This is a genomic window from Nonomuraea sp. NPDC002799 (assembly GCF_053592075.1).
Map to the genome: position 1 here is coordinate 716694 of NZ_JBSFVA010000001.1, position 19337 is coordinate 736030.

The 19337-nt window shown below is 71.6% G+C and carries 16 protein-coding genes; 10 read left to right on the forward strand and 6 right to left on the reverse strand.

What is annotated here, in order from left to right; genetic code table 11:
• The first annotated feature begins 54 nt into the window (after positions 1-54).
• The 6 genes from ACWD0F_RS03200 (at position 55) to ACWD0F_RS03225 (ending at position 8455) form a co-directional block, all read left to right on the forward strand.
• Positions 55-537, forward strand: coding sequence for a (2Fe-2S)-binding protein (locus ACWD0F_RS03200; RefSeq protein ID WP_449872245.1), 483 nt, complete (start codon positions 55-57; stop codon positions 535-537).
• Positions 534-2963 carry a xanthine dehydrogenase family protein molybdopterin-binding subunit gene (locus tag ACWD0F_RS03205; RefSeq protein ID WP_449872246.1) on the forward strand — a complete coding sequence of 810 codons (2430 nt, stop codon included), beginning with the start codon at positions 534-536 and terminating at the stop codon, positions 2961-2963. The genes ACWD0F_RS03200 and ACWD0F_RS03205 overlap by 4 nt, the downstream gene beginning before the upstream one ends.
• A complete protein-coding gene (locus tag ACWD0F_RS03210; RefSeq protein ID WP_449872247.1) occupies positions 2960-3814 on the forward strand; it encodes an FAD binding domain-containing protein in 855 nt (284 codons plus the stop codon). Before ACWD0F_RS03205 ends, ACWD0F_RS03210 begins: the two co-directional genes overlap by 4 nt.
• Positions 3815-3896: 82 nt before the next feature.
• Positions 3897-4610, forward strand: a complete 714-nt coding sequence (locus tag ACWD0F_RS03215; RefSeq protein ID WP_449872248.1) for an SRPBCC family protein — start codon at positions 3897-3899, stop codon at positions 4608-4610.
• 141 nt (positions 4611-4751) lie between these two features.
• On the forward strand, positions 4752-7394 hold the full coding sequence (locus ACWD0F_RS03220) for a bifunctional glycosyltransferase/CDP-glycerol:glycerophosphate glycerophosphotransferase (protein WP_449872249.1): 2643 nt from the start codon (positions 4752-4754) through the stop codon (positions 7392-7394).
• A complete protein-coding gene (locus tag ACWD0F_RS03225) occupies positions 7391-8455 on the forward strand; it encodes a glycosyltransferase (protein WP_449872250.1) in 1065 nt (354 codons plus the stop codon). Before ACWD0F_RS03220 ends, ACWD0F_RS03225 begins: the two co-directional genes overlap by 4 nt.
• A gap of 30 nt (positions 8456-8485) precedes the next feature.
• Here ACWD0F_RS03225 and ACWD0F_RS03230 read toward each other — a convergent pair whose 3' ends face one another.
• The 3 genes from ACWD0F_RS03230 to ACWD0F_RS03240 are packed head-to-tail and all read right to left on the reverse strand — an operon-like array spanning position 8486 to position 11821.
• Complete coding sequence (locus ACWD0F_RS03230) at positions 8486-9526, reverse strand: sulfotransferase family protein (protein ID WP_449872251.1); 1041 nt, start codon at positions 9524-9526, stop codon at positions 8486-8488.
• Positions 9527-9547: 21 nt separating this feature from the next.
• A complete protein-coding gene (locus ACWD0F_RS03235) occupies positions 9548-10339 on the reverse strand; it encodes a CDP-alcohol phosphatidyltransferase family protein (RefSeq protein WP_449872252.1) in 792 nt (263 codons plus the stop codon).
• 48 nt (positions 10340-10387) lie between these two features.
• Entirely contained in the window at positions 10388-11821 is a 1434-nt protein-coding gene (locus ACWD0F_RS03240) for a glycosyltransferase family 2 protein (RefSeq protein ID WP_449872253.1), read from the reverse strand.
• Between the two features lie 118 nt (positions 11822-11939).
• On the opposite strand from ACWD0F_RS03240, the gene ACWD0F_RS03245 reads away from it, so the two are divergent.
• Positions 11940-12461, forward strand: a complete 522-nt coding sequence (locus ACWD0F_RS03245) for a GNAT family N-acetyltransferase (RefSeq protein ID WP_449872254.1) — start codon at positions 11940-11942, stop codon at positions 12459-12461.
• Positions 12458-13501: a pseudaminic acid synthase gene (gene pseI, locus ACWD0F_RS03250; RefSeq protein ID WP_449872255.1), complete on the forward strand. Its 1044-nt coding sequence runs from the start codon at positions 12458-12460 to the stop codon at positions 13499-13501. Before ACWD0F_RS03245 ends, pseI begins: the two co-directional genes overlap by 4 nt.
• Here the strand turns inward: pseI and ACWD0F_RS03255 are convergent.
• Complete coding sequence (locus ACWD0F_RS03255) at positions 13498-14475, reverse strand: PseG/SpsG family protein (protein WP_449872256.1); 978 nt, start codon at positions 14473-14475, stop codon at positions 13498-13500. The two genes, pseI and ACWD0F_RS03255, sit on opposite strands and share 4 nt — an antisense overlap.
• Positions 14472-15203 (reverse strand): cytidylyltransferase domain-containing protein, encoded by a 732-nt coding sequence (locus ACWD0F_RS03260; RefSeq protein ID WP_449872257.1) that lies wholly within the window; start codon positions 15201-15203, stop codon positions 14472-14474. The genes ACWD0F_RS03255 and ACWD0F_RS03260 overlap by 4 nt, the downstream gene beginning before the upstream one ends.
• A gap of 102 nt (positions 15204-15305) precedes the next feature.
• Here ACWD0F_RS03260 and pseB point away from each other — a divergent pair, with 102 nt between their 5' ends.
• Both pseB and ACWD0F_RS03270 read left to right on the forward strand, forming a co-directional pair.
• Positions 15306-16283 (forward strand): UDP-N-acetylglucosamine 4,6-dehydratase (inverting), encoded by a 978-nt coding sequence (gene pseB, locus ACWD0F_RS03265; RefSeq protein ID WP_449872258.1) that lies wholly within the window; start codon positions 15306-15308, stop codon positions 16281-16283.
• Positions 16283-17407: a DegT/DnrJ/EryC1/StrS family aminotransferase gene (locus ACWD0F_RS03270; RefSeq protein WP_449872259.1), complete on the forward strand. Its 1125-nt coding sequence runs from the start codon at positions 16283-16285 to the stop codon at positions 17405-17407. The genes pseB and ACWD0F_RS03270 overlap by 1 nt, the downstream gene beginning before the upstream one ends.
• Positions 17408-17442: 35 nt before the next feature.
• Here the strand turns inward: ACWD0F_RS03270 and ACWD0F_RS03275 are convergent, their stop codons facing one another.
• Positions 17443-19329, reverse strand: a complete 1887-nt coding sequence (locus ACWD0F_RS03275) for a glycosyltransferase family 2 protein (RefSeq protein WP_449872260.1) — start codon at positions 19327-19329, stop codon at positions 17443-17445.
• Positions 19330-19337 lie beyond the last annotated feature (8 nt).

Genomic DNA, 19337 nt, shown 5'->3' on the forward strand with positions numbered 1-19337 from the left:
CACCGGCGTAGGTTTGCGTGTGTCCGCCTTTCCCCTGCTCCTGAGGGAGGACGCATGCCCCGAATCGCCGTCACGGTCGACGGGATCAAGTACGAGGAGGACGTCGAGCCGCGACTCCTGCTCGTCCATCTGCTACGAGAACGGCTGGGAAAGACCGGCACCCCTGTCGGCTGCGACACCAGCAACTGCGGCGCCTGCACGGTCATGCTCGACGGCAAGAGCGCGAAGAGTTGCTCCGTGCTCGCGGTCCAGGCCGATGGTTGTGACATCGTCACCATCGAGGGCCTGGGCGCGAGCGGGTCGATGCACCCGATGCAGCAGGCCTTCCACGAAGAGCACGCGTTGCAGTGCGGCTACTGCACGCCCGGCATGGTCATGGCCGCGATCGACCTGCTCAGGGAGGATCCGGATCCGTCGGAGGAGACCATCAGGCAGGGCCTGGAGGGCAATCTCTGCCGGTGCACCGGCTACTGCAACATCGTCCGCGCCGTACGGCGGGGCGCGCAGGAGATGGGCCAGGCGGTGAGCACCCCATGAGCGAGATCGACGCCGGCCTGGTCGCCGAGCAGATAGCGCAGAGCGACCAGATCAACGAGCCGACGGGGACCTCCGAGGTGGGCAGGCCGCGGCGGCGCAAGGAGGACGCGCGGCTGCTGACGGGGCGCACGCAGTGGACCGACAACCTCACGCGTCCCGGGGTCCTGCACGTGATGTTCCTGCGCAGCCCGATGGCGCACGCCAGGATCACCCGGGTCGACGTGTCGGGGGCCCGTGACCTGCCGGGGGTCGTGGCGGCGTTCAGCGGCCAGGATTTCGCGGCCGAGCAGGGCAGTCTGCCGTGCGCGTGGCCGGTGAGCGAGGACATCGTCATCCCCGACCACCCGCCGATGGCCGTGTCCGAGGTGCGCTACGTCGGCGAGGCCGTGGCCTGCGTGATCGCGACCGACCGCTACCGCGCGGCGGACGCCCTGGAGGCCATCGACATCGAGTACGCGCCGCTGCCCGCGGTTCTCGACATGAACGCGGCACTCACGGCGGACAGCCCGAAGGTGCACGAGGCGGGCAACAAGGCGTTCAGCGTGACGATCAACGCCGGTGACCTCGACGCCGCGTTCAGGGACGCCCCCGTCGTCATCGACCGGACCTTCGTCCAGCAGCGGCTCATCCCGAGCGCCATGGAGCCGCGGGCGGTCCTGGCCGACACCGACGGCGAGTCGTTCACGCTCTGGTCGGCCACGCAGATCCCGCACGTCCTGCGGGTCATGCTGGCCGTGGTGACCGGCATCCCCGAGCACCGGATCCGGGTGATCGCCCCTGACGTGGGCGGCGGGTTCGGCTCGAAGTTGCAGGTGACCGCGGAGGAGGTGCTCTGCCTGCTGCTCGCCCGCAAGCTCGGCAAGCCGGTCAAGTGGACGGAGTCCCGCTCCGAGGGCAACCTCACCGTGCATCACGGCCGCGACCAGATCCAGCACCTGCGGCTGGCCGCGGACGCCGACGGGCGGCTCCGGGGGCTGCAGGTCAAGCTGCTGGCCGACATGGGCGCCTACCTGATGCTGGTGACACCGGGCGTGCCGATGCTGGGCGCGTCCATGTTCAACGCGATCTACAAGATGGACGCCTACGAGTTCGGCTGCACGGGCGTGTTCACCACCAAGATGCCCACCGACGCCTACCGCGGCGCGGGGCGGCCGGAGGCGACGTTCGGCATCGAGCGCATGATGGACGAGCTGGCCGCCGAGCTGAACATGGATCCGCTGGAGGTGCGCAGGCGCAACTGGATCAAGCACGAGGAGTTCCCGTTCACCACGATCTCGGGGCTGACGTACGACTCCGGCAACTATGAGGCGGCCACGGACAAGGCGATGTCCCTGTTCGGCTACGACAAGCTGCGGGCCGAGCAGGCCGACCGGCGTGACAGGGGCGACCCGGTGCAGCTCGGGATCGGCGTCAGCACGTACACGGAGATGTGCGGTCTGGCCCCGTCCAGGATGCTCGGCGCCGCCAACTACGGCGCCGGCGGCTGGGAGCACGGCGCGGTGCGCATGCTGCCCACGGGCAAGGTCGAGGTCATCACCGGCACCTCGCCGCACGGGCAGGGACACGTGACGTCGTGGAGCCAGATCGCGGCCGACGCGCTCGGCGTGCCGTTCGACGACATCACGGTGCTGCACGGCGACACGGCTATCGCGCACAAGGGCATGGACACCTACGGCTCGCGCTCGCTGGTCGTCGGCGGCGTGGCCGTGCTCAAGGCGTGCGACAAGGTGAAGGACAAGGCGCGCAAGCTGGCCGCGCACCTGATGGAGTGCTCACCCGAGGACCTGGAGTTCGCGGCGGGGGCGTTCAAGGTGCGGGGCACGGACACCCAGAAGACCATCCAGGAGCTGGCCTACGCCGCGTTCACGGCGCACGATCTGCCGGACGGCGTGGAGGCGCGGCTCGACTCCGACGCCACGTTCGACCCGGACAACTACTCCTTCCCGCACGGCACCCACCTGTGCGCGGTGGAGGTGGACACCGAGACGGGCATGGTGAAGATCCGCTCGTACGTGGCGGTCGACGACGTCGGCAAGGTCGTCAACCCGCTGATCGTCGAGGGCCAGGTGCAGGGCGGCATCGCCCAGGGCATCGCGCAGGCGCTGTTCGAGGAGGCCGTGTACGACTCCGAGGGCAACCTGCTGACCACCACGATGGCCGACTACCTGCTGCCCTCGGCTGCGGATCTGCCGAACTTCACCCTCGACAGGACCGAGTCCCCCGCGACCAGCAACCCGCTGGGGGCCAAGGGCGTCGGCGAGGCGGGCACGATCGCCTCGACCCCGGCCGTCGTGAACGCCATCGTGGACGCCCTGCGCCCGCGCGGCGTCGACGACGTCCAGATGCCGTGCACGCCGGAGCGCATCTGGCGGGCCCTGGAAGAGCGGTCGCCCCAGGAGCGGGCGCCGGAAGGAGTGCGGCGATGATCCCCGCGCAGTTCGAGTACGTGCGGCCGGACTCACTGGCCGACGCCTGCCGGGCGCTCGGCTCCGACGAGGACGCCAAGGTGCTGGCGGGGGGCCAGTCGCTGCTGCCGCTGTTGCGGTTGCGGCTGGCGTACCCGTCGACGCTGGTGGACGTCGGCAGGCTGGCCGAGCTGAAGGGCGTGCACGACCGCGGCGACCACGTCTTCATCGGCGCGATGGCCACGCACGACGAGGTCATGCGCTCCAGCGTGGTCAAGGACGCCTGCCCGCTGGTGTCGATCGCCGTCGCCACGGTGGCCGACCCGGCGATCCGGCACCGGGGCACGTTCGGCGGCTCGCTGGCCCACGCGGATCCGGCGGGCGACCTGCCGGCCGTCGCACTGGCCCTCGACGCCGTGTTCGTGGCCAGGTCGGAGCAGGGCGAGCGGGAGATCCCGGCCCGCGAGTTCTTCGTCGACTACCTGGAGTCCTCGCTGGGGGCGGGCGAGCTCCTGGTCGGGGTGAAGATCCCGAAGCTCGGTCCGGGCTGGGGCTTCCACTACGAGAAGTTCCACCGGACCGCGCAGGCGTGGGCGATCGTCGGCGTGGCCGCGGCCGTCAAGCGCTCCAACGGCTCGATCGCCGAGGCCAGGATCGGGCTGACGAACATGGGCCCGACACCGCTGCGCGCCCGCGCGACGGAGGACGCGTTGCAGGGCATGGAGCTCGGCGACCAACTGCGGCCGGCGTGCGCGGAGGCGGCGGCGGGCACCTCGCCGGCGCCCGACCTGCACGCGCAGCCGGACTACCGCCGGCATCTGGCCAGGGTCCTGACCCACCGTGCGGTACGCACGGCGTCCGGCGCACCCTGACCGTCCAACCCTGGGGGCGCCCTCTTCCGGGGCGCCCCCGCTCCGACGTAGTGTCGGGGCCACCGGGAGAAGGAGCGGATCGATGGCCATGCGGTTCGAGCACGAGTTCACTGTTCCCGTTCCGGTCGAGCAGGCGTGGGCCGTGCTGCTCGACGTGGAGCGGGTGGCGCCGTGCCTGCCAGGGGCGACGCTCGACATCTTCGAGGGTGACGAGTTCACCGGCCGGATGAAGGTCAAGGTCGGCCCGATCGTGGTGACCTACAAGGGCTCCGCCAAGTTCGAGGACGTGGACAAGGACTCCAACACGCTCACCATCCAGGCGACGGGCAAGGAGGCCAGGGGCTCGGGCACGGCCGCGGCCACCGTCAAGGCGCGGATGGCGGCCGCCGGTGAGAGCACGACCACGGTGGTCGTGGAGACGACGTTCAACGTGACCGGGCGGCCGGCCCAGTTCGGCCGGGGCGTGATGGCCGAGGTCGGCGGCAAGCTGATCGACAAGTTCGCGGGCAACCTGGCGGCGCTGCTGTCGGAGCCGACCGTGGAGCCGATGGCGGCACCGGCGGAGGACGAGGACGAGCGGCATCTGAGCGCGGTGCCGCCGGTGCCGGAGCAGGACGCGCATCCGGTGGGCACGCTGCGCACCTCGCGCACGCCCGACGAGGAGGCGCTCGACCTGCTGGAGCTCGCCGGGCAGCCGCTGCTCAAGCGGCTGGCGCCCGTCGCGGGCGCGATCGCGGCGCTGCTGCTCCTCGTCTGGGTGATTCGTCGGCTCACCCGCCGATCCTCGTCCGGGTGATTCGTCGGGTCACACGCTGATCCTTGTCCGGTGATTTGTCGGCTTACGCGCTGATTTTCGGCAAATACTCGATCAAGTCCGGATCCTTCCCCCTGGTAAGGGGCAGTGCCATTCCCGCAGGGCTAATGGGGGGATGCGGGTATGCCGGACTGCACCGTTGTCGTGATCACGTACAACGACGCGGCCCGCCTGCCCAGAGCCGTGCGGTCGGTGCTGCGCCAGTCGTTGCGCGACGTCGAGGTGATCATCGCCGACGACGCCAGCACGGACGGCACGCCCGAGGTGGCGGCCCGGCTCGTGGCGGGCGATCCGCGGGTGCGCTATCTGCGCAGGCGACACAACAGCGGCGGTTGCGGGGCGCCGCGGAACGACGGGATCGACGCGGCGGCGGCGCCGTACGTGATGTTCCTCGACAGCGACGACGAGCTGCCGAGACACGCCTGCAAGAGCCTACTCACCGAGATCGAGCGGACCGGGGCCGACTTCGTGTCGGGGCAGATCTCACGGCTGTTCGAGGCGAACGGGCGGTTGCGCCCGTACTATCCCACGCTGTTCGCCCAGCGGCGGGTGGTCGAGGGCATCCGCGAGGAGCCGGAGCTCTTCCTCGACTCCTTCAGCACCAACAAGATCTACGACGTGGGCTGGCTGCGCGCCAAGGTGCTGCGCTTCCCCGAGGACATCCACTACGAGGACCACGTCTTCGCGACCGAGCTGTACGCGCTCTCGCGCAGGTTCGCGATCGTGCCGTGGGTGGTCTACCACTGGCACCGGGCGCCGACGAACGAGTCGATCTCGCTCAGCATCGACGACGTGGAGAACGCCCGCCAGCGCGTCATCGCGGCCCGGCTGAGCGACGACATCCTGCGGGAGCACGGGGCCGGCGACCTGGTGCCGTACCGGCAGATCCGGTTCCTGCGGCAGGACCTGCGGGTCTATCTCAACCCGCTGCCGGCGCACGACCTGGTGTGGGCCAAGGAGTTCGCCTCGGTGGTGCGCCCCTATCTGGCGGAGATGTCCGAAGAGGCGCTGGCCGGGATCGAGCCGATGGACCGGGTCTGCTGTCAGCTCATCCTCGACGACCGCATCGAGGACCTGCGGGTGGCCGCCAGTTCGCTCACCGGGCCGAAGGCGCCGCCGCGGGCGGCCGTGCAGCTCGACGGGCGGACGTACTGGGGCACCTCCGTCGAGCCCGGCCTGGACATCACCCGGTTGCGGCTGGCCGAGCTGCCCTACACCGCCTCCAGGCTGCGGCACGAGGTCCGCCACCTCGACTCCGACGGCGAGCGGGTGCGCATGACCGTGCGGACCTACGATCCGTTCGGGGCGCTGCCGGTGGACTGGACGGCGTTCCTGCAGGCCGGCAAGGAGCGGATCCCCATCCAGCCGGAGCCGTCGGGCGAGGGCGGCTACGTCAGCGACATCGTCTTCACGCCCGCGCGCAAGTGCGAGCCGCGCATCGGCTTCACCAGGACCTCCGACGGGCACACCACGACCGACCGGCTGATCGCCGATCCGCGCACCGAGCCGGTCGAGCTGCCCGGGTGCACGCTGCGGGTCGAGGGCCACGCCGGGTATCTGTGCGTGCGTCCCGACCCCACGCCGAAATCGCCGGCGCGGCGGGTCAAGCGGGCGCTGATGCGACGGTTCAACACCCCGGCGGCCAAGCTGCGGGTCTACAAGCTGCTGATCAGGGTGCTGCCCCGGCGCCGGAACCTGGCCTTGTTCGAGTCCGACGTCGGCAAGGGCTACAGCGGCAGCCCCCGGGCCATCTACGAGGAGCTGCGGCGTCGTTCGCTGCCGGTCGAGGTGGTCTGGTCGGTGGCCAAGGGTCGCAAGAACTTCCCCTCTGACGTGCGGCTCGTCCGCCGGGGAAGCTGGCGCTACCTCTTCGCGATGGCCCGCGCCGGGATCTGGGTGGACAGCCACGGGTTCCCGCTGGACTATCCGAAGCCGCCGGGCACCCGCTACCTGCAGACCTGGCACGGGCAGGGGATCAAGTCGATCGGGTTCGACGCGCCCGACCTGCGCGGCGACTTCGACCAGCCGCGGGCGCAGTGGCGGGCGGCCGTGGCGCGCTGGGACGCGCTGGTGTCGCCGAGCGCGGAGTTCTCGCGGGTGTTCCTGCCGTCGAACGGCTACACGGGCAAGGTCTACCGGTGCGGGACGCCCCGGTGCGACGCGCTCGTCAAGGCCGAGGGCGACCGGGCGGCGGAGGTCCTGCGGCGGCTGGAGGTCCCTCCCGGGCGAAAGGTGCTGCTTTATGCGCCTACTTACCGGGATCGCATGAAAGGCAGCGGCCAGTCCGTACGAGTGAATCTGGAGCTCCTGGCCGAGGAGCTGGCCGGCGAGTGGGTGCTGCTCCTGCGGACGCATCCGGTCGAGCGTTACCACCCGCCCGAGCACCTGCTGCACTTCGTCCGGTCCGCCGGGTCCTATCCCGACGTCAACGACCTGATGCTGGCCTCCGACGCGCTGCTGACGGACTACTCCTCGGTGATGTGCGACTACGCGCTCACCGGCAAGCCGATGCTCTTCTTCATCGACGACTGGGACGACTACCGGCTGTCGGAGCGCGGCGTCTACCACGACCTGCCGGCCATCGCGCCGGGGCCGTGCGTGACGACGACCCCGGAGCTGGTCGCCGCGCTGCGGAACCTGCCGGCCGCGCACGCGGCCTTCGCCGAGCGCTACGCGGCCTTCCGCGACCTGTGGTGCGCCGACGAGCACGGGGACGCGGCGGCGCGGATCGTGGCCGACTTCTTCGCCGAGGCGGCGCTCCGATGAGCGTCGTCTTCACCTGCCTGGACGCCGACACGCTCGGCGGCATCCAGCAGGTGACCCACACCCTGGCCCAGGGCCTGGCCGAGCGCGGGCACGAGGTGCACGTGATCGGGCTGCACCGGGCCGTCACGCCGTTCCGGTACGTGGACCTCCCGCGCTACCACCACCACGTCATCAGCCGGGCGCCCGCGGGCACGCAGGGCCGCCTGGCGAGCGGGCGGGCCGACCGGCGCCTGCGTGAGCTGCTGGCCGGCATCGAGCCCGGTTACGCGATCATGACCTCGCCGTCGGTGGTCGCCCGGCTGTCGAAGTCGCTGCCCGGCGGGTTCCGGCCGATCGGGCAGTATCACGGCTCGTACGACCACGCCCGCGGCTGCTGGCACCTCGGCTCCATCAGGAAGCACTACGCCCGCCTGGACCAGGCGGTCTTCCTCAGCGAGGACGACGCCCGGCTGTTCTCCGAGCACGCGCTGCTGCCCAACGCCTGGACGTTGCCGAACCCGCTCAACGGCTGGCCCGAGCGGATGTCCGCGCTGGACGCCCCCCGCGTGCTCGGCGTGGGCCGGCTGGAGGGCGTCAAGCGGTTCGACCGGCTGATCAGCGCGTTCGCCCGCTCGGGCGCGCCGCCGCCGTGGGAGCTGCATCTGATCGGCGACGGCGCCGAGCGCGAGCGGCTGCGCGCGCACGCGGCCGGGGAGGGCGTCGCCGACCGCGTGGTCTTCCGGGGGCTGGTGCCCGCCGCGCGGATGCCCGAGGAGTACCTGGGCGCCTCGATCCTGGGCCTGACCAGCGAGCACGAGGGGTTGCCCGTCGTGCTGCTGGAGTCGGCCGCGCACGGGGTGCCGTCGGTGGCGTTCGACGTGTCCGGGGGCGTGCGCTCCGCGGGGCCCGTGCTGATGCCGCCGGGGGACGTGGCGGCGTTCGGGGCCGCGCTGGCCGGGCTGGCCGGCTCCGTGGCGGAGCGGCGGCGGCTGGGGGCCGACGCCCGCGCACGGGCCGAGGCCTTCCGCCTCGACCACGTGCTGGACCGCTGGGAGTCGATGTTCGCGCACATCGAGCGTTAGAGAACGCTCTGAACGTGCTCTCAGAGGCTCTTAGACGGGCTCTGTGAGCTCCGCCACCCGCTGTTGCGGCATGCCGGCCATGGACCGCTGCCGGGCGGTCAGCATCGCGCCCACGGGGCTCGGCTCGCGCAGCCGGTTCAGCCGGTCGCGCATGCCCTTGCGCATGCGGCTGGCCTTGCGCTTCTGCATGGTCTTCTGGCAGGCCGTCACGTGCTCCTTGGCCGGTTTGGGCGCCCCGGTGAGCTCGTACCCCATGGACTCCAGGCGGTCGCCGAGCATGTGCTCGCAGAGGGCGATCTCCCAGTCGTCGAGCCGGCTCGCCCAGCTCCCCACCCGGCTACGGATGACCTCGCCGTGCGTGTTGCTGTGCCAGACCTTGTGCTGCGGCACCGCCACGCTGGCCGCCTCGCGCGGGGAGACCATGGAGGCCGAGAAGTCCTCCTCCAGGAAGTGGCAGAGCTTCTTGAGCTCGGTCATCGGGTCGTCGGTGAGGTCCTCGTAGCGCAGCTCGTAGTAGGTGTCCTGGTCCAGCGTGCGCTTCAGCCGGCCGCCGGCGTCGATGGCCTCGGCCCAGGTGGAGACGGCGTGGAAGGAGTCCAGCGTGTACCAGGGCATCTCCTTCAGCGAGGCCACGCAGTCGCGGCCGTCCCTGATGAGGTGCACGAACTGGGCGTCGGGGAAGAGCCTGAGCAGCAGGTCCACCTGCTTGACGTAGCTGGGCCGCTTGTCGCCCCAGCGGGCCTTGTCGAAGCGTTCTGCGTACATGCGGAAGGCCGTGCCGATCACCGAGCCCAGCGAGCCCGGCCCCGCCACCGCCTGGTCGATGAACTCGTCCTTGTCGATCTTGAGCTCGCGGAACTTCGTGCTGCGGTCGGTCGCGATCCACTGCGCCAGGGCTCGGCGGCGCTGGGGCGCCCGCAGGTCGCCCCAGGTGCGACGCCGGTAATAAGCGGGAACGAGGAAGCGCGTCTCGGGCGGCACCGCTATGCGCGGGTGCGAGTGAAGCATGAGCTGGAGCATCGTGGTGCCGGACCGCGGGCATCCGATGACGAAGACTGGCCGGTCTGACATGTTGTACTAACCCCCGAAAAACTAGACGAGAACGTGCTCTCGTTCCTCCTGAGACACGGCCACGCTGTGCCTGCGCGTGAACCGCCACATCCGGTACACAAGGAAGACCTCGTTGGCGATCAGCAGGCCCCCCGCCAGCACGGCGACCGGGATCAGCGCCCATGCCCCCGCGAAGGGCGCGATCACGAACACCGCGGCGTGGAACTCGATGCCGCTGACCAGATGGGACCGGACCCGGCGCCGGGCCAGATACCGGTTGAGCCGCTTGGGGAAACTGCGTCCCCGTGGCAGCCGCAGCCCGGGCTCCTCGTCCGGGTCCGGCAGCCCGCATTCCTCCCTGACGGCCTCGCGCACCCGCTTCATCTGCGGCGCGTTGACATACCTGAACAGGTCGAGCACCGCCACCGCCGCGCCGAGCACGACGAAGCGGACATCCCCGGTCACGGCGTACTGCCCGAGTGCCAGCCCCCCGGCACACAGGACCACCCTGATCCGGTCCCCCACGTAGTCCAGCCAGAGCCCGAAGGGCGTCCCCGTGCCCTTGAGACGGGCTATTTTGCCGTCCACGCAGTCGATCATGAAGCTCAGATAGAAGACACAGGCGCCCGCTATGAGCATGTTCACCGCGAAAAAGGCGGCCGACATCATGCCGAGGACCAGCGAGAACACCGTGAGCCCATTGGGCGTGAGGCGAGTGTGGTTGGCGACGGGAAGGGCGACCCGGCAGGCGACCGGGTCCACGAAATACACGGTCCACCAGGAATCTCTCCGCTTGCGTGTCTCGTGGACGTCATCGAGCGAATAGGTCCTCATGGATTCCAGCATGGACACGGCTCGCGTCCGCGCGATTACTGTCTGGAACTACTGGGGCATGTCCATGCCGCTTCTTGACCAACCCGGCACGGAAAAGCGCCACGCGGAATTCGCGTCCCCGTCCCTGAACCAGCCCTTGAGCACGAGGCCGCGCGTCTCGGTGCGGGCCTGCAGCCGCCAGCTAGGGCCCCCGCCTTCGAGCCGCCCCGGATCGATGGTGGCGACCACGCCGTACCGGCCGGAGCGCCGCACGTCCAGGGGCACCCGGTGGCGGCCGTCGCTGAGCCACACGTCGAGCTTGCCGACCTTGCGGTCCACGCGGTGGATCGCCACCTCTCCGCGCAGGCGGAACTCGGCGCCGGTCCACTCGCACTCCCCGACCCTGGCGACCAGTTTGAGCTCGTCCCTGGCGTCGAAGACCTCGTCCGGGATCCGGAGCCGCCGGTCGCGGAAGAAGGGGTAGTCGCCGTACCAGCCGGTGGTGCGCAGCCCGCGCGGGACGATGCGCGTGCCGTTCTCGCGGGTACGCCGGAAGTCGCGCACCTCGCGCAGCTCCGCCACCAGGCCGCGCCTGAGCAGGTGCAGCTCCAGGCGGCGCAGCGAGGGCGCGGTGGCCAGCACCTGCGGGCTCAGCTCGCTCAGCCAGGCGCCCGCCAGCGCCAGCAGCGCCCCGCCCCCCTCCTCGCCCTCCAGCGCCTGGAACAGGAAGACGATGTCCTTCTCCAGGACCAGCGCGTCGAAGCCGTCGAGCAGCTCGGGGGCCCGCTCGTCGAGGAAGGCCCGCACCGCCCGGATGGCGACCAGCCGCTCGTGCAGGTTCGGCAGCTCCGAACGGCGCTGCGTGATCGAGGATTCGCGTCTGCGCCAGTGGTAGACCACCTCGCCCAGCATGTCCACGCTGGTGGCCAGCACGTGCGCCTGCATGGCGACGGGCACGTCCTCGTAGATCCCCGCGGGGAAGGCCAGGCCGCTGCGCTCCCAGAAGTCGCGCCGGTAGACCTTGTTCCACACCGTGCGGTCCCTGACCAGGACCGGCTTGTCGGTGATGTGGGTGCACAACTCCGGCCGCCTGAACACCTTCTCGTGCAGCGTCGACTCCTCCAGCGCGCCGTCGACCAGCCGCCCCACCGCGCCGCACGCGAGGTCGGACCCCGTCTCGGCCAGCTTGCCGACCAGCCGCTCGTACGCCTCGGGCGGCACGACGTCATCGCTGTCCGCGAAGGCCAGATAGGTGCCGCGCGCCTGCCGCACCCCCGCGTTCCGCGCCGGGCCCGGCCCCGCGTTCCGCTGTTCGATCAGGGCGAACCGGGGATCTCGCGCGGCGAAGTCCTCGGCCGTGCGCCTGCTGCCGTCGGTGGAGCCGTCGTCGACCAGGATGACCTCGATGTCGTCCAGGGTCTGGGCGGCCAGCGACTTCAGGCATTCCGTGATGTACGGCTCCACGTTGTGGACCGGGACGACGACGCTGAGCAGGGGGATCATGCCGGATCGCTCCTAAGTTCGTGGGTCTGGCTCTCGGGGGCAGCATGCCGTGCGGTCCGCTTCCGATGTCTGTCCCTGATGAGCTCTTTACCGGACGTGGAATCCGCTACGTTGTGCAATGGATCGAGCACGAATAGTAGGGGGCGTGGTGCTGAGAGGGGTCCGGGACGATGATCTGCCGGTAATGCGCCGATGGCGGAACCACCCGCGCGTGCGCGCCGCCAGCTTCACCACCCACGAGATCGCGGAGGAGGAGCACGCCCGCTGGTGGGCGGCCACCCGCACCGACAAGGGCCGGCTCGTGCTGATCTACGACCACCAGGGCGTCGCCGCCGGCGTGGTGTCCTACACGGGCCTGTCGTCGGCGCACCCGTCCTGGGGCTTCTACCTGGACCTGGACGGGCTGGAGCAGTCGGGGTCCCTGCTGCGGGCCTGGCTCGGGCTGGAGCGGGCGGCCATCGACCACGCCTTCGGGCCGCTCGGGTTGTCGGAGCTGCACGGTGAGGTGCTGGCCGAGAACGAGCCGGTCCGGCTGCTGCACAGGCGGTTCGGGTTCGCCGAGGTGGGCGTGCGCCGGCGGGACGTGGACGGCGCGCCGCGCGACGTCGTGGCCATCCAGCTCAGAAGGGAAACGGCATGATCTCCATCGCCGGGCGGCCGATCGGGGCCGCGCATCCGCCGTACGTCGTCGCCGAGCTGTCCGGCAACCACAACGGGAGCCTGGAGCGGGCGCTGGCCATCGTGGACGCGGCGGCCGCCGCCGGCGCGCACGCGCTGAAGCTGCAGACCTACCGGCCCGGCACGCTGACCATCGACGACGACGGGCCCGCGTTCCGGCTGGGCGACGATCACGCGCTGTGGGGCGGCGAGACCCTCTGGCGGCTCTTCGAACGTGCCCACACACCCTGGGAGTGGCACGAGCCGATCTTCGAGCGGGCCCGCGAGCACGGGATCACCGCTTTCTCCTCGCCCTTCGATCCGACGGCCGTCGAGCTGCTGGAGAAGCTGGACGCGCCGGCGTACAAGATCGCCTCTTCGGAGATCGTGGACCTGCCGCTGATCCGGCTCGCGGCGTCCACCGGCAAGCCGCTGATCATCTCCACGGGCATGGCGTCGATCGCGGAGATCGACAGCGCCGTGGCGGCCGCCCGCGACGCGGGGTGCGCCCAGCTCGCCGTGCTGGCGTGCACGGCCTCCTACCCCGCCGACCCGTCCGAGAGCAACCTGCGGGCGCTGCCGCTGCTGTCGGCGCTCACGGGGCACGTGGTGGGCCTGTCCGACCACACGCCGGGCCTGGGGGCCGCGCTGGCCGCCGTCGCGATGGGGGCCTGCCTGATCGAGAAGCACGTCACCCTGTCGCGGGCCGACGGCGGCGTGGACGCGGCCTTCTCGCTGGAGCCGCACGAGCTGGCGGCGCTGGTGGTGGAGAGCGAGCGCGCCTGGGCGGCGCTGGGGTTGCCGGTGATCGGGCCGCGCCCCTCCGAGCGTGAGGGGCTGCGCTTCCGCCGATCCCTGTACGTGGTGCGCGACGTGCGCGCGGGCGAGCCCGTGACCCCGGAGAACGTGCGCTCGATCCGGCCGGCGGGCGGCCTGCCTCCCGAGGCGGCGCGCGAGGTGATGGGCCGGCGTTTCGCCCGGGACACCTCCTCCGGCACGCCCCTGAGCTGGGACCTGATCTAGTCGCGGCGGGGCAGCGACAACAACGCGGCGGCGACGCGTTCCCTGCCCTTGCCGTCCACCAGGCCGCGGCCCCGCCTGCCGTGCTCCTCACGCGCGCCGGGGTCGGCGAGCAGGCGGGCCAGCGCGCCGACGGCCGCCGCGTCGGCGTCGCGGCCGAGCCCGGCCGCGACGCCCCGGCCCACGAGCTCCCGGTAGCCGATGAGCTGGTTGCCGGCCACCCAGCTCAGCGCCGTGGGCACGCCGAGGTAGAGCAGCTCCCAGATGGCCGAGCCCGCCGCGGTGACCACGAGGTCGGCGCCGGCCATGAGCTCCGGCAGCCGGTCGGTGGGCGGGATGACGGTGATCGGGCCGCCGGGGTCGAACGGCTCCGGGCTGACGACCGTGCCCTCGAACGGCACCCCGGTCGCGCGCAGCGCCCGCGCCCACGCGGGAGCGACGCCGGCGCTGTCGGTGCCGCCGAAGAAGCACAACACCCGCGGCACCGGCTCCCGGCGCACCACCCGCCGGCGGCGCCGCACGCTGTCGCGCAACAACACGTAACGCGCTCCGGCCAGCCGCCGGCCCGGGGGCTCGGGGCTTCGGTCCGCGCCCAGGTTCTGGTCCAGGTAGAGGTCGGCCTCCTGGCCGAGCGGATCGCCGTCCACGATGGCCAGCACCACCAGGCCCGCCTCGCGCAGGACCGCGCCCGTCCGCTCCGGCAGGTCGTAGGAGTCGAGCACCACGGCGTCCAGCCGGAGGCCGCGGGCCAGGGCCGCCAGTCGCGGCGGCTCCTGGGGGGCGGCCACCAGCGTGAACCCGCGTTCGCGCAGTTGCGCCCGCGCCCACTCCGAGCCGTACACCTCGCCGAGGAAGACCACCTCGACCCCTCTGGAGCACAACTCCTCGGCCAGCGCCACGCAGCGCACCAGATGCCCGACCCCGCTCCGGACCCCGGCGTCGCAGCGGAAACCCACCCGGCGCACGTCCGCCGTCACGCGTCCTGCAGGGCCTTCTGGCGTACGTGGGCGTTGAGGCCGCTGACCTCGGGCCGCAGCCGCAACCAGCTCACCAGGGTCCTGACGGGCAGGCACCGGTCGCCGCCGAGGTCCGCCACCACGCGGGAGATGACCCGCCAGTCGTCCTCGGTGTCCAGCGTGACCCGCAGGTCGGCGGCGACCGGCTGGTAGGCCAGCCCGAGCAGCCGCGCGTCACCGGGGTGCTCGTAGAGGTAGGAGGTCACGTGGGTGCGGTGGAACCCGGTGGCCTCCGCGTCCGCCCGCTCCAGCGCGGGCCTGCTCGCGATCTCCACGTCGAGCCCGCGCGGCAGCGTGCGCGCCAGGCCGGTGCTCAGGTAGTCGAGCCGGCGCACGGCACGGAAGACCAGCGCCGCCTCCCTGATCACGGCGGGGTCGAGCAGCGGGCAGTCGGCCGTGAACCGCATCACGGCGTCCGCGCGCCGCCCCGCCATCGCCTCCATGAACCGCGTCAGCACGTCGTCCACGGGCCCCCGGTGGCAGGCCACGCCGAGCTCGCGGCATTCGGCGGCCACCGCGTCGTCGGCCGCCTCCGTCGTGGTCGCGACCACGAGGTCGTCGAGGACGTGCGCCTCGCGGGCGGCGCGGACCACCCAGCCCAGCACGGAGTGGTCGCCGAGCTCGCGCAGCACCTTGCCCGGCAGCCGTGTCGAGCCCATTCGGGCCTGAATAATCCCGACAATACGCACAGAAGCCCCATTCCCCCGTGTGACAGTGCGTCATCGATCGATCGCGTTATGCTACAGCCCGGCGTGACGACTACCGTGCGTAAGCAGATTTCAGGGGGCCACATGAGCATTCTCAGTGGATCGTCCATTCTGGTCACCGGAGGAACGGGGTCCTTCGGCAAGGCGTTCATCCGCCACGCTCTCGACTCGCTCGGCGTCCGGCGGCTGGTGGTGTTCTCCCGCGACGAGCTCAAGCAGTACGAGACCAGGCAGCTCTTCGCCGACGACGAGCGGCTGCGCTGGTTCATCGGCGACGTCCGCGACCGCGACCGGCTGACCCGGGCCATGCACGGCATCGACCACGTGGTCCACGCGGCCGCGCTGAAGCAGGTGGACACCGCCGAGTACAACCCGTTCGAGTACGTCCGCACCAACGTCGCCGGCTCCCAGAACGTCGTCGAGGCGGCCATCGACTGCGGCGTGCGCAAGGTGGTCGCCCTCTCCACCGACAAGGCGTCGAGCCCGATCAACCTGTACGGCGCCACGAAACTGGTCGCCGACAAGTTGTTCGTCTCGGCCAACCACTACGCCGCCGCGCACGAGACCCGCTTCGCCGTCGTCCGCTACGGCAACGTCGTCGGCAGCAGGGGCTCGGTGGTGCCGTTCTTCCAGCGGCTGGCCGAGCAGGGCGGCAGCCTGCCGATCACCGACAAGCGCATGACCAGGTTCTGGATCACGCTCGACCAGGCCGTCAGGTTCGTGGTCGACTCCTTCGACCTGATGCAGGGCGGCGAGCTCTACGTGCCGCGCATCCCCAGCATGCGCATCACCGACCTGGCCGAGGCGCTGGCGCCGCACAGCTCGATCTACGAGATCGGCATCCGGCCGGGCGAGAAACTGCACGAGGAGATGATCGGCCCCGACGACGGCCGCAGGACGTTGTGCCTGACCGACCGCTACGTGGTCCAGCCCACGATCGCGACCTGGGGCTACGCGCCGCCGCAGACCGGCGAGCTGCTGCCGGAGGGCTTCGCCTACCGCTCCGACACCAACGAGCAGTGGCTCTCGGTCGACGACCTGCGGGGCATGGTGGCCGGCTGATGCTCCCCTACGGACGTCAGTCGATCGCCGACTCCGACGTCGAGGCGGTGACCGAGGTGCTGCGCGGCGACTGGCTGACCACCGGGCCCGCCGTCGCCGGCTTCGAGGCCGAGCTGGCCCGCTGGACGGGCGGCGTGCCGTGCGTGTCGGTCACCTCGGGCACCGCCGCGCTGCACGTCGCGTACGTGGCGGCCGGGGTGCGGGCGGGCGACGAGGTCGTCACGTCGCCGCTGACGTTCGCGGCCACCGCCGCCACGGCCGCGCTGCTCGGCGCGCGGGTGGTCTTCGCCGACGTGCGGCCCGACACGGGCAACATCGACCCCGACGCCGTCGCGGCGCTGGTCACGCCGGGGACCCGGGTGATCACGGCGGTCGACTACGCCGGCCATCCCGCCGACTACGACGAGCTGCGGACGGTCGCCGACCGGGCCGGGGCGACGCTGATGGCCGACGCGGCCCACTCGATCGGCGCGGCGTACAAGGACCGGCCGGTCGGGGCGCTGGCGGACCTGACGACGTTCTCCTTCTTCCCGACCAAGACCGTGACGACGGCCGAGGGCGGGGCGGTGGCGGCGGCCGACCCCGGCCTGCTGCGGCGGGCCGCCGCCTTCAGGAACCACGGCCTGGTCAGGGAGCCGGCCGAGCAGCGGCATCCCGGCGAGGGCGGCTGGCACCAGGAGGTGCACGCGTTCGGCCTCAACTACCGGTTGCCCGACGTGCTCTGCGCGCTCGGCACCAGCCAGCTCCGGCGGCTGGCGCACTTCCGCGCGCGCAGGTCCGAGCTGGTCGCCCGATACGACACGCTCCTGCGCGACGTGCCGGGGCTGACGCTGCCCGCCCAGCGGGCATACGTGCGGCCGAGCTGGCACCTCTACCCGGTCAGGATCCGCGACGGACGCCGGCGCGAGGTGTACGAGCGCATGCGGGCGGCCGGCATCGGCGTGCAGGTCAACTACGTGCCGGTCTACTGGCATCCGGTGTTCGAGGACCTCGGCTACCGGCGCGGGATGTGCCCGGAGGCCGAGGCGTACTACGCCGGGCAACTGTCGCTGCCGCTCTTCCCCGGCCTCTCCGACACCCAGCAGGACCGCGTCGTGGCGACGCTGGCGGGCATCCTGTCCTGAACGTCGTGGCAACGCTGACCGGCATTTTGTCCTGATCAGCGCTCCGCGAGCAGCAGGCAGCCGTCCTCTGCCCTGTCGATGAGGAAGCGGCGGTCCGCGACGGTCGCCATGGGATGTTCCCGGGTCCGTACCAGCGGGCGGATGGCCTTGCCCTGGTCGATGACGACCTCCCACCACGACTCGTGGCCGACGCGCCGGTCGATGTCGGCCAGCGGCACGCGCGCGTGGAAGTCCTGGCCGGCCAGCGCCACGGGGAAGTACATCTCCTCGCCGTCGCTCTTGCGCCGCAGCCGCACCACCGGCTCGCCGTCGCCGACGTCCGACAGCTCCCCCGAGAACAGCAGGTCGCCGCCGTCCACCCGGCACTCGCCGATGACCGCCTGCGCCAGGCGCAACCGCAGGCCCCAGGCGCCCTTGGCATTGCGCACCGGCACCAGCCACACGCCCGACCTGCGCCGCGGCGCGGGGATCAGCGGCGGCAACCAGCGCGGCCCCGCGACCCTGCCGTCCAGCCGCAGCCCCTGGCCGCGGAGCTGCACGCACAGGTCCCAGTGGCCGCGCCTGGCCAGCCGCGCCGGCGTCAGCGTGGCCGGATCGAAGGCGAACGTGAACGGGAACGCGTGCTCGGGCAGCGCGCCGCCGTCCTCCTGCACCACGGTCTCCCAGGTCGGCGCGGTCTCCATGTCGGAGAGCCGGACGACCTCCCCCGTCCTGCGCTCCTCCATCCACAGGCGCACCCGCGTCCGCCGCAGCTCGCCGAGGTCGAACCTGCCGACGGCCACCCGGCCCGCGCCGCTGAGCACGCCGTCGCGCCAGTCGAGGCTCACCAGCCTGGCCTGCAGGCCCAGCTCGTCGGAGACGTCCGACAGGTGTCCTGGCATCGCGGGGTGCCGGCCGTACCAGCGGCGGCGCAGGATCCCGGCCGAGCCGACCTGGGGCTGCAACCGCCCGCAGCGGTCCTGGCAGAAGACCTGGGCCAGCTCGTCCAGGCGGCGCCGGTGCATCAGGTGGACCTGGAGGCGGTGCGCGTACGGGATGCTCTGCCAGGCCTCCTTGGACACGCCGTCGAGATAGCGGACGATCAGGCCGGCCAGCTCCGGATCCGCCGCCGAGCCCATGGCGGCCATGGCCTCGACGGCGACGCCCATGTCGATGTCCAGCGTGTCGCGGTCGAAGTCGGTCTTGAGCTTGGGCGCGCAGCGAGCGAGCAGGTCGGCGGTCTCCAGCACCGACAGGAGCCGGTCGCGCAGGTTGCCCGGCTCCAGGCGGCGCTGGGTGATCGAGGCGCCGGGCTCGTCGCGCTGCCGCCAGTGGTAGACGATCCTGGCCAGTACGTCCACCGAGGTCGCGCCCACGTGGGCGGCCATCGCGACGGGCTGGTCCTCGTACATGCGCTCGGGGAAGCTCAGGCCGAGCCGGTCCCAGAAGGAGCGGCGGTAGACCTTGTTCCACAACATGCGGTCGCGGATCAGCAGCGGGTGGCGGGTGATGTGGGTGCGCTTGATCGGCCGGGCGAACGCCTCCCGGTGCGCCCACGACGGGACGAGCAGGTTGTTGTAGAGCCGCATGACGTTGCCGCAGGCCAGGTCGGAGCCGGTGGATTCGAGCGAGGACACCAGGCGGGCGAACGCGTCGGGCGGCACGGTGTCGTCGCCGTCGACGAAGGCCAGGTAGCGGCCGCTCGCCAGGGCCACGCCGACGTTGCGGGCGCGTCCGACCCCGGTGTTGTCCTGCCGGACGAGCCGGATCCGGCTGTCGCCGTCCTGCCTGGCCCGGACGACGGCGGGGCCGCCGTCGTCGCTGCCGTCGTCCACGCAGATCACCTCCATGTCCTCCGTCTTCTGGGCGGCGATGGAGTCGAGGCAGGGCCCGATGTACTTCTCGACGTTGTAGAACGGGACGATCACCGAAAGAACCGGCACAGGCACTC

Coding starts and splice junctions, on each gene's coding strand:
- ACWD0F_RS03200 (WP_449872245.1), top strand. CDS start 55: ATGCCCCGAATCGCCGTCACGGTCGACGGGATCAAGTACGAGGAGGAC.
- ACWD0F_RS03205 (WP_449872246.1), top strand. CDS start 534: ATGAGCGAGATCGACGCCGGCCTGGTCGCCGAGCAGATAGCGCAGAGC.
- ACWD0F_RS03210 (WP_449872247.1), top strand. CDS start 2,960: ATGATCCCCGCGCAGTTCGAGTACGTGCGGCCGGACTCACTGGCCGAC.
- ACWD0F_RS03215 (WP_449872248.1), top strand. CDS start 3,897: ATGGCCATGCGGTTCGAGCACGAGTTCACTGTTCCCGTTCCGGTCGAG.
- ACWD0F_RS03220 (WP_449872249.1), top strand. CDS start 4,752: ATGCCGGACTGCACCGTTGTCGTGATCACGTACAACGACGCGGCCCGC.
- ACWD0F_RS03225 (WP_449872250.1), top strand. CDS start 7,391: ATGAGCGTCGTCTTCACCTGCCTGGACGCCGACACGCTCGGCGGCATC.
- ACWD0F_RS03230 (WP_449872251.1), bottom strand. CDS start 9,526: ATGTCAGACCGGCCAGTCTTCGTCATCGGATGCCCGCGGTCCGGCACC.
- ACWD0F_RS03235 (WP_449872252.1), bottom strand. CDS start 10,339: ATGAGGACCTATTCGCTCGATGACGTCCACGAGACACGCAAGCGGAGA.
- ACWD0F_RS03240 (WP_449872253.1), bottom strand. CDS start 11,821: ATGATCCCCCTGCTCAGCGTCGTCGTCCCGGTCCACAACGTGGAGCCG.
- ACWD0F_RS03245 (WP_449872254.1), top strand. CDS start 11,940: ATGGATCGAGCACGAATAGTAGGGGGCGTGGTGCTGAGAGGGGTCCGG.
- pseI (WP_449872255.1), top strand. CDS start 12,458: ATGATCTCCATCGCCGGGCGGCCGATCGGGGCCGCGCATCCGCCGTAC.
- pseB (WP_449872258.1), top strand. CDS start 15,306: ATGAGCATTCTCAGTGGATCGTCCATTCTGGTCACCGGAGGAACGGGG.
- ACWD0F_RS03270 (WP_449872259.1), top strand. CDS start 16,283: ATGCTCCCCTACGGACGTCAGTCGATCGCCGACTCCGACGTCGAGGCG.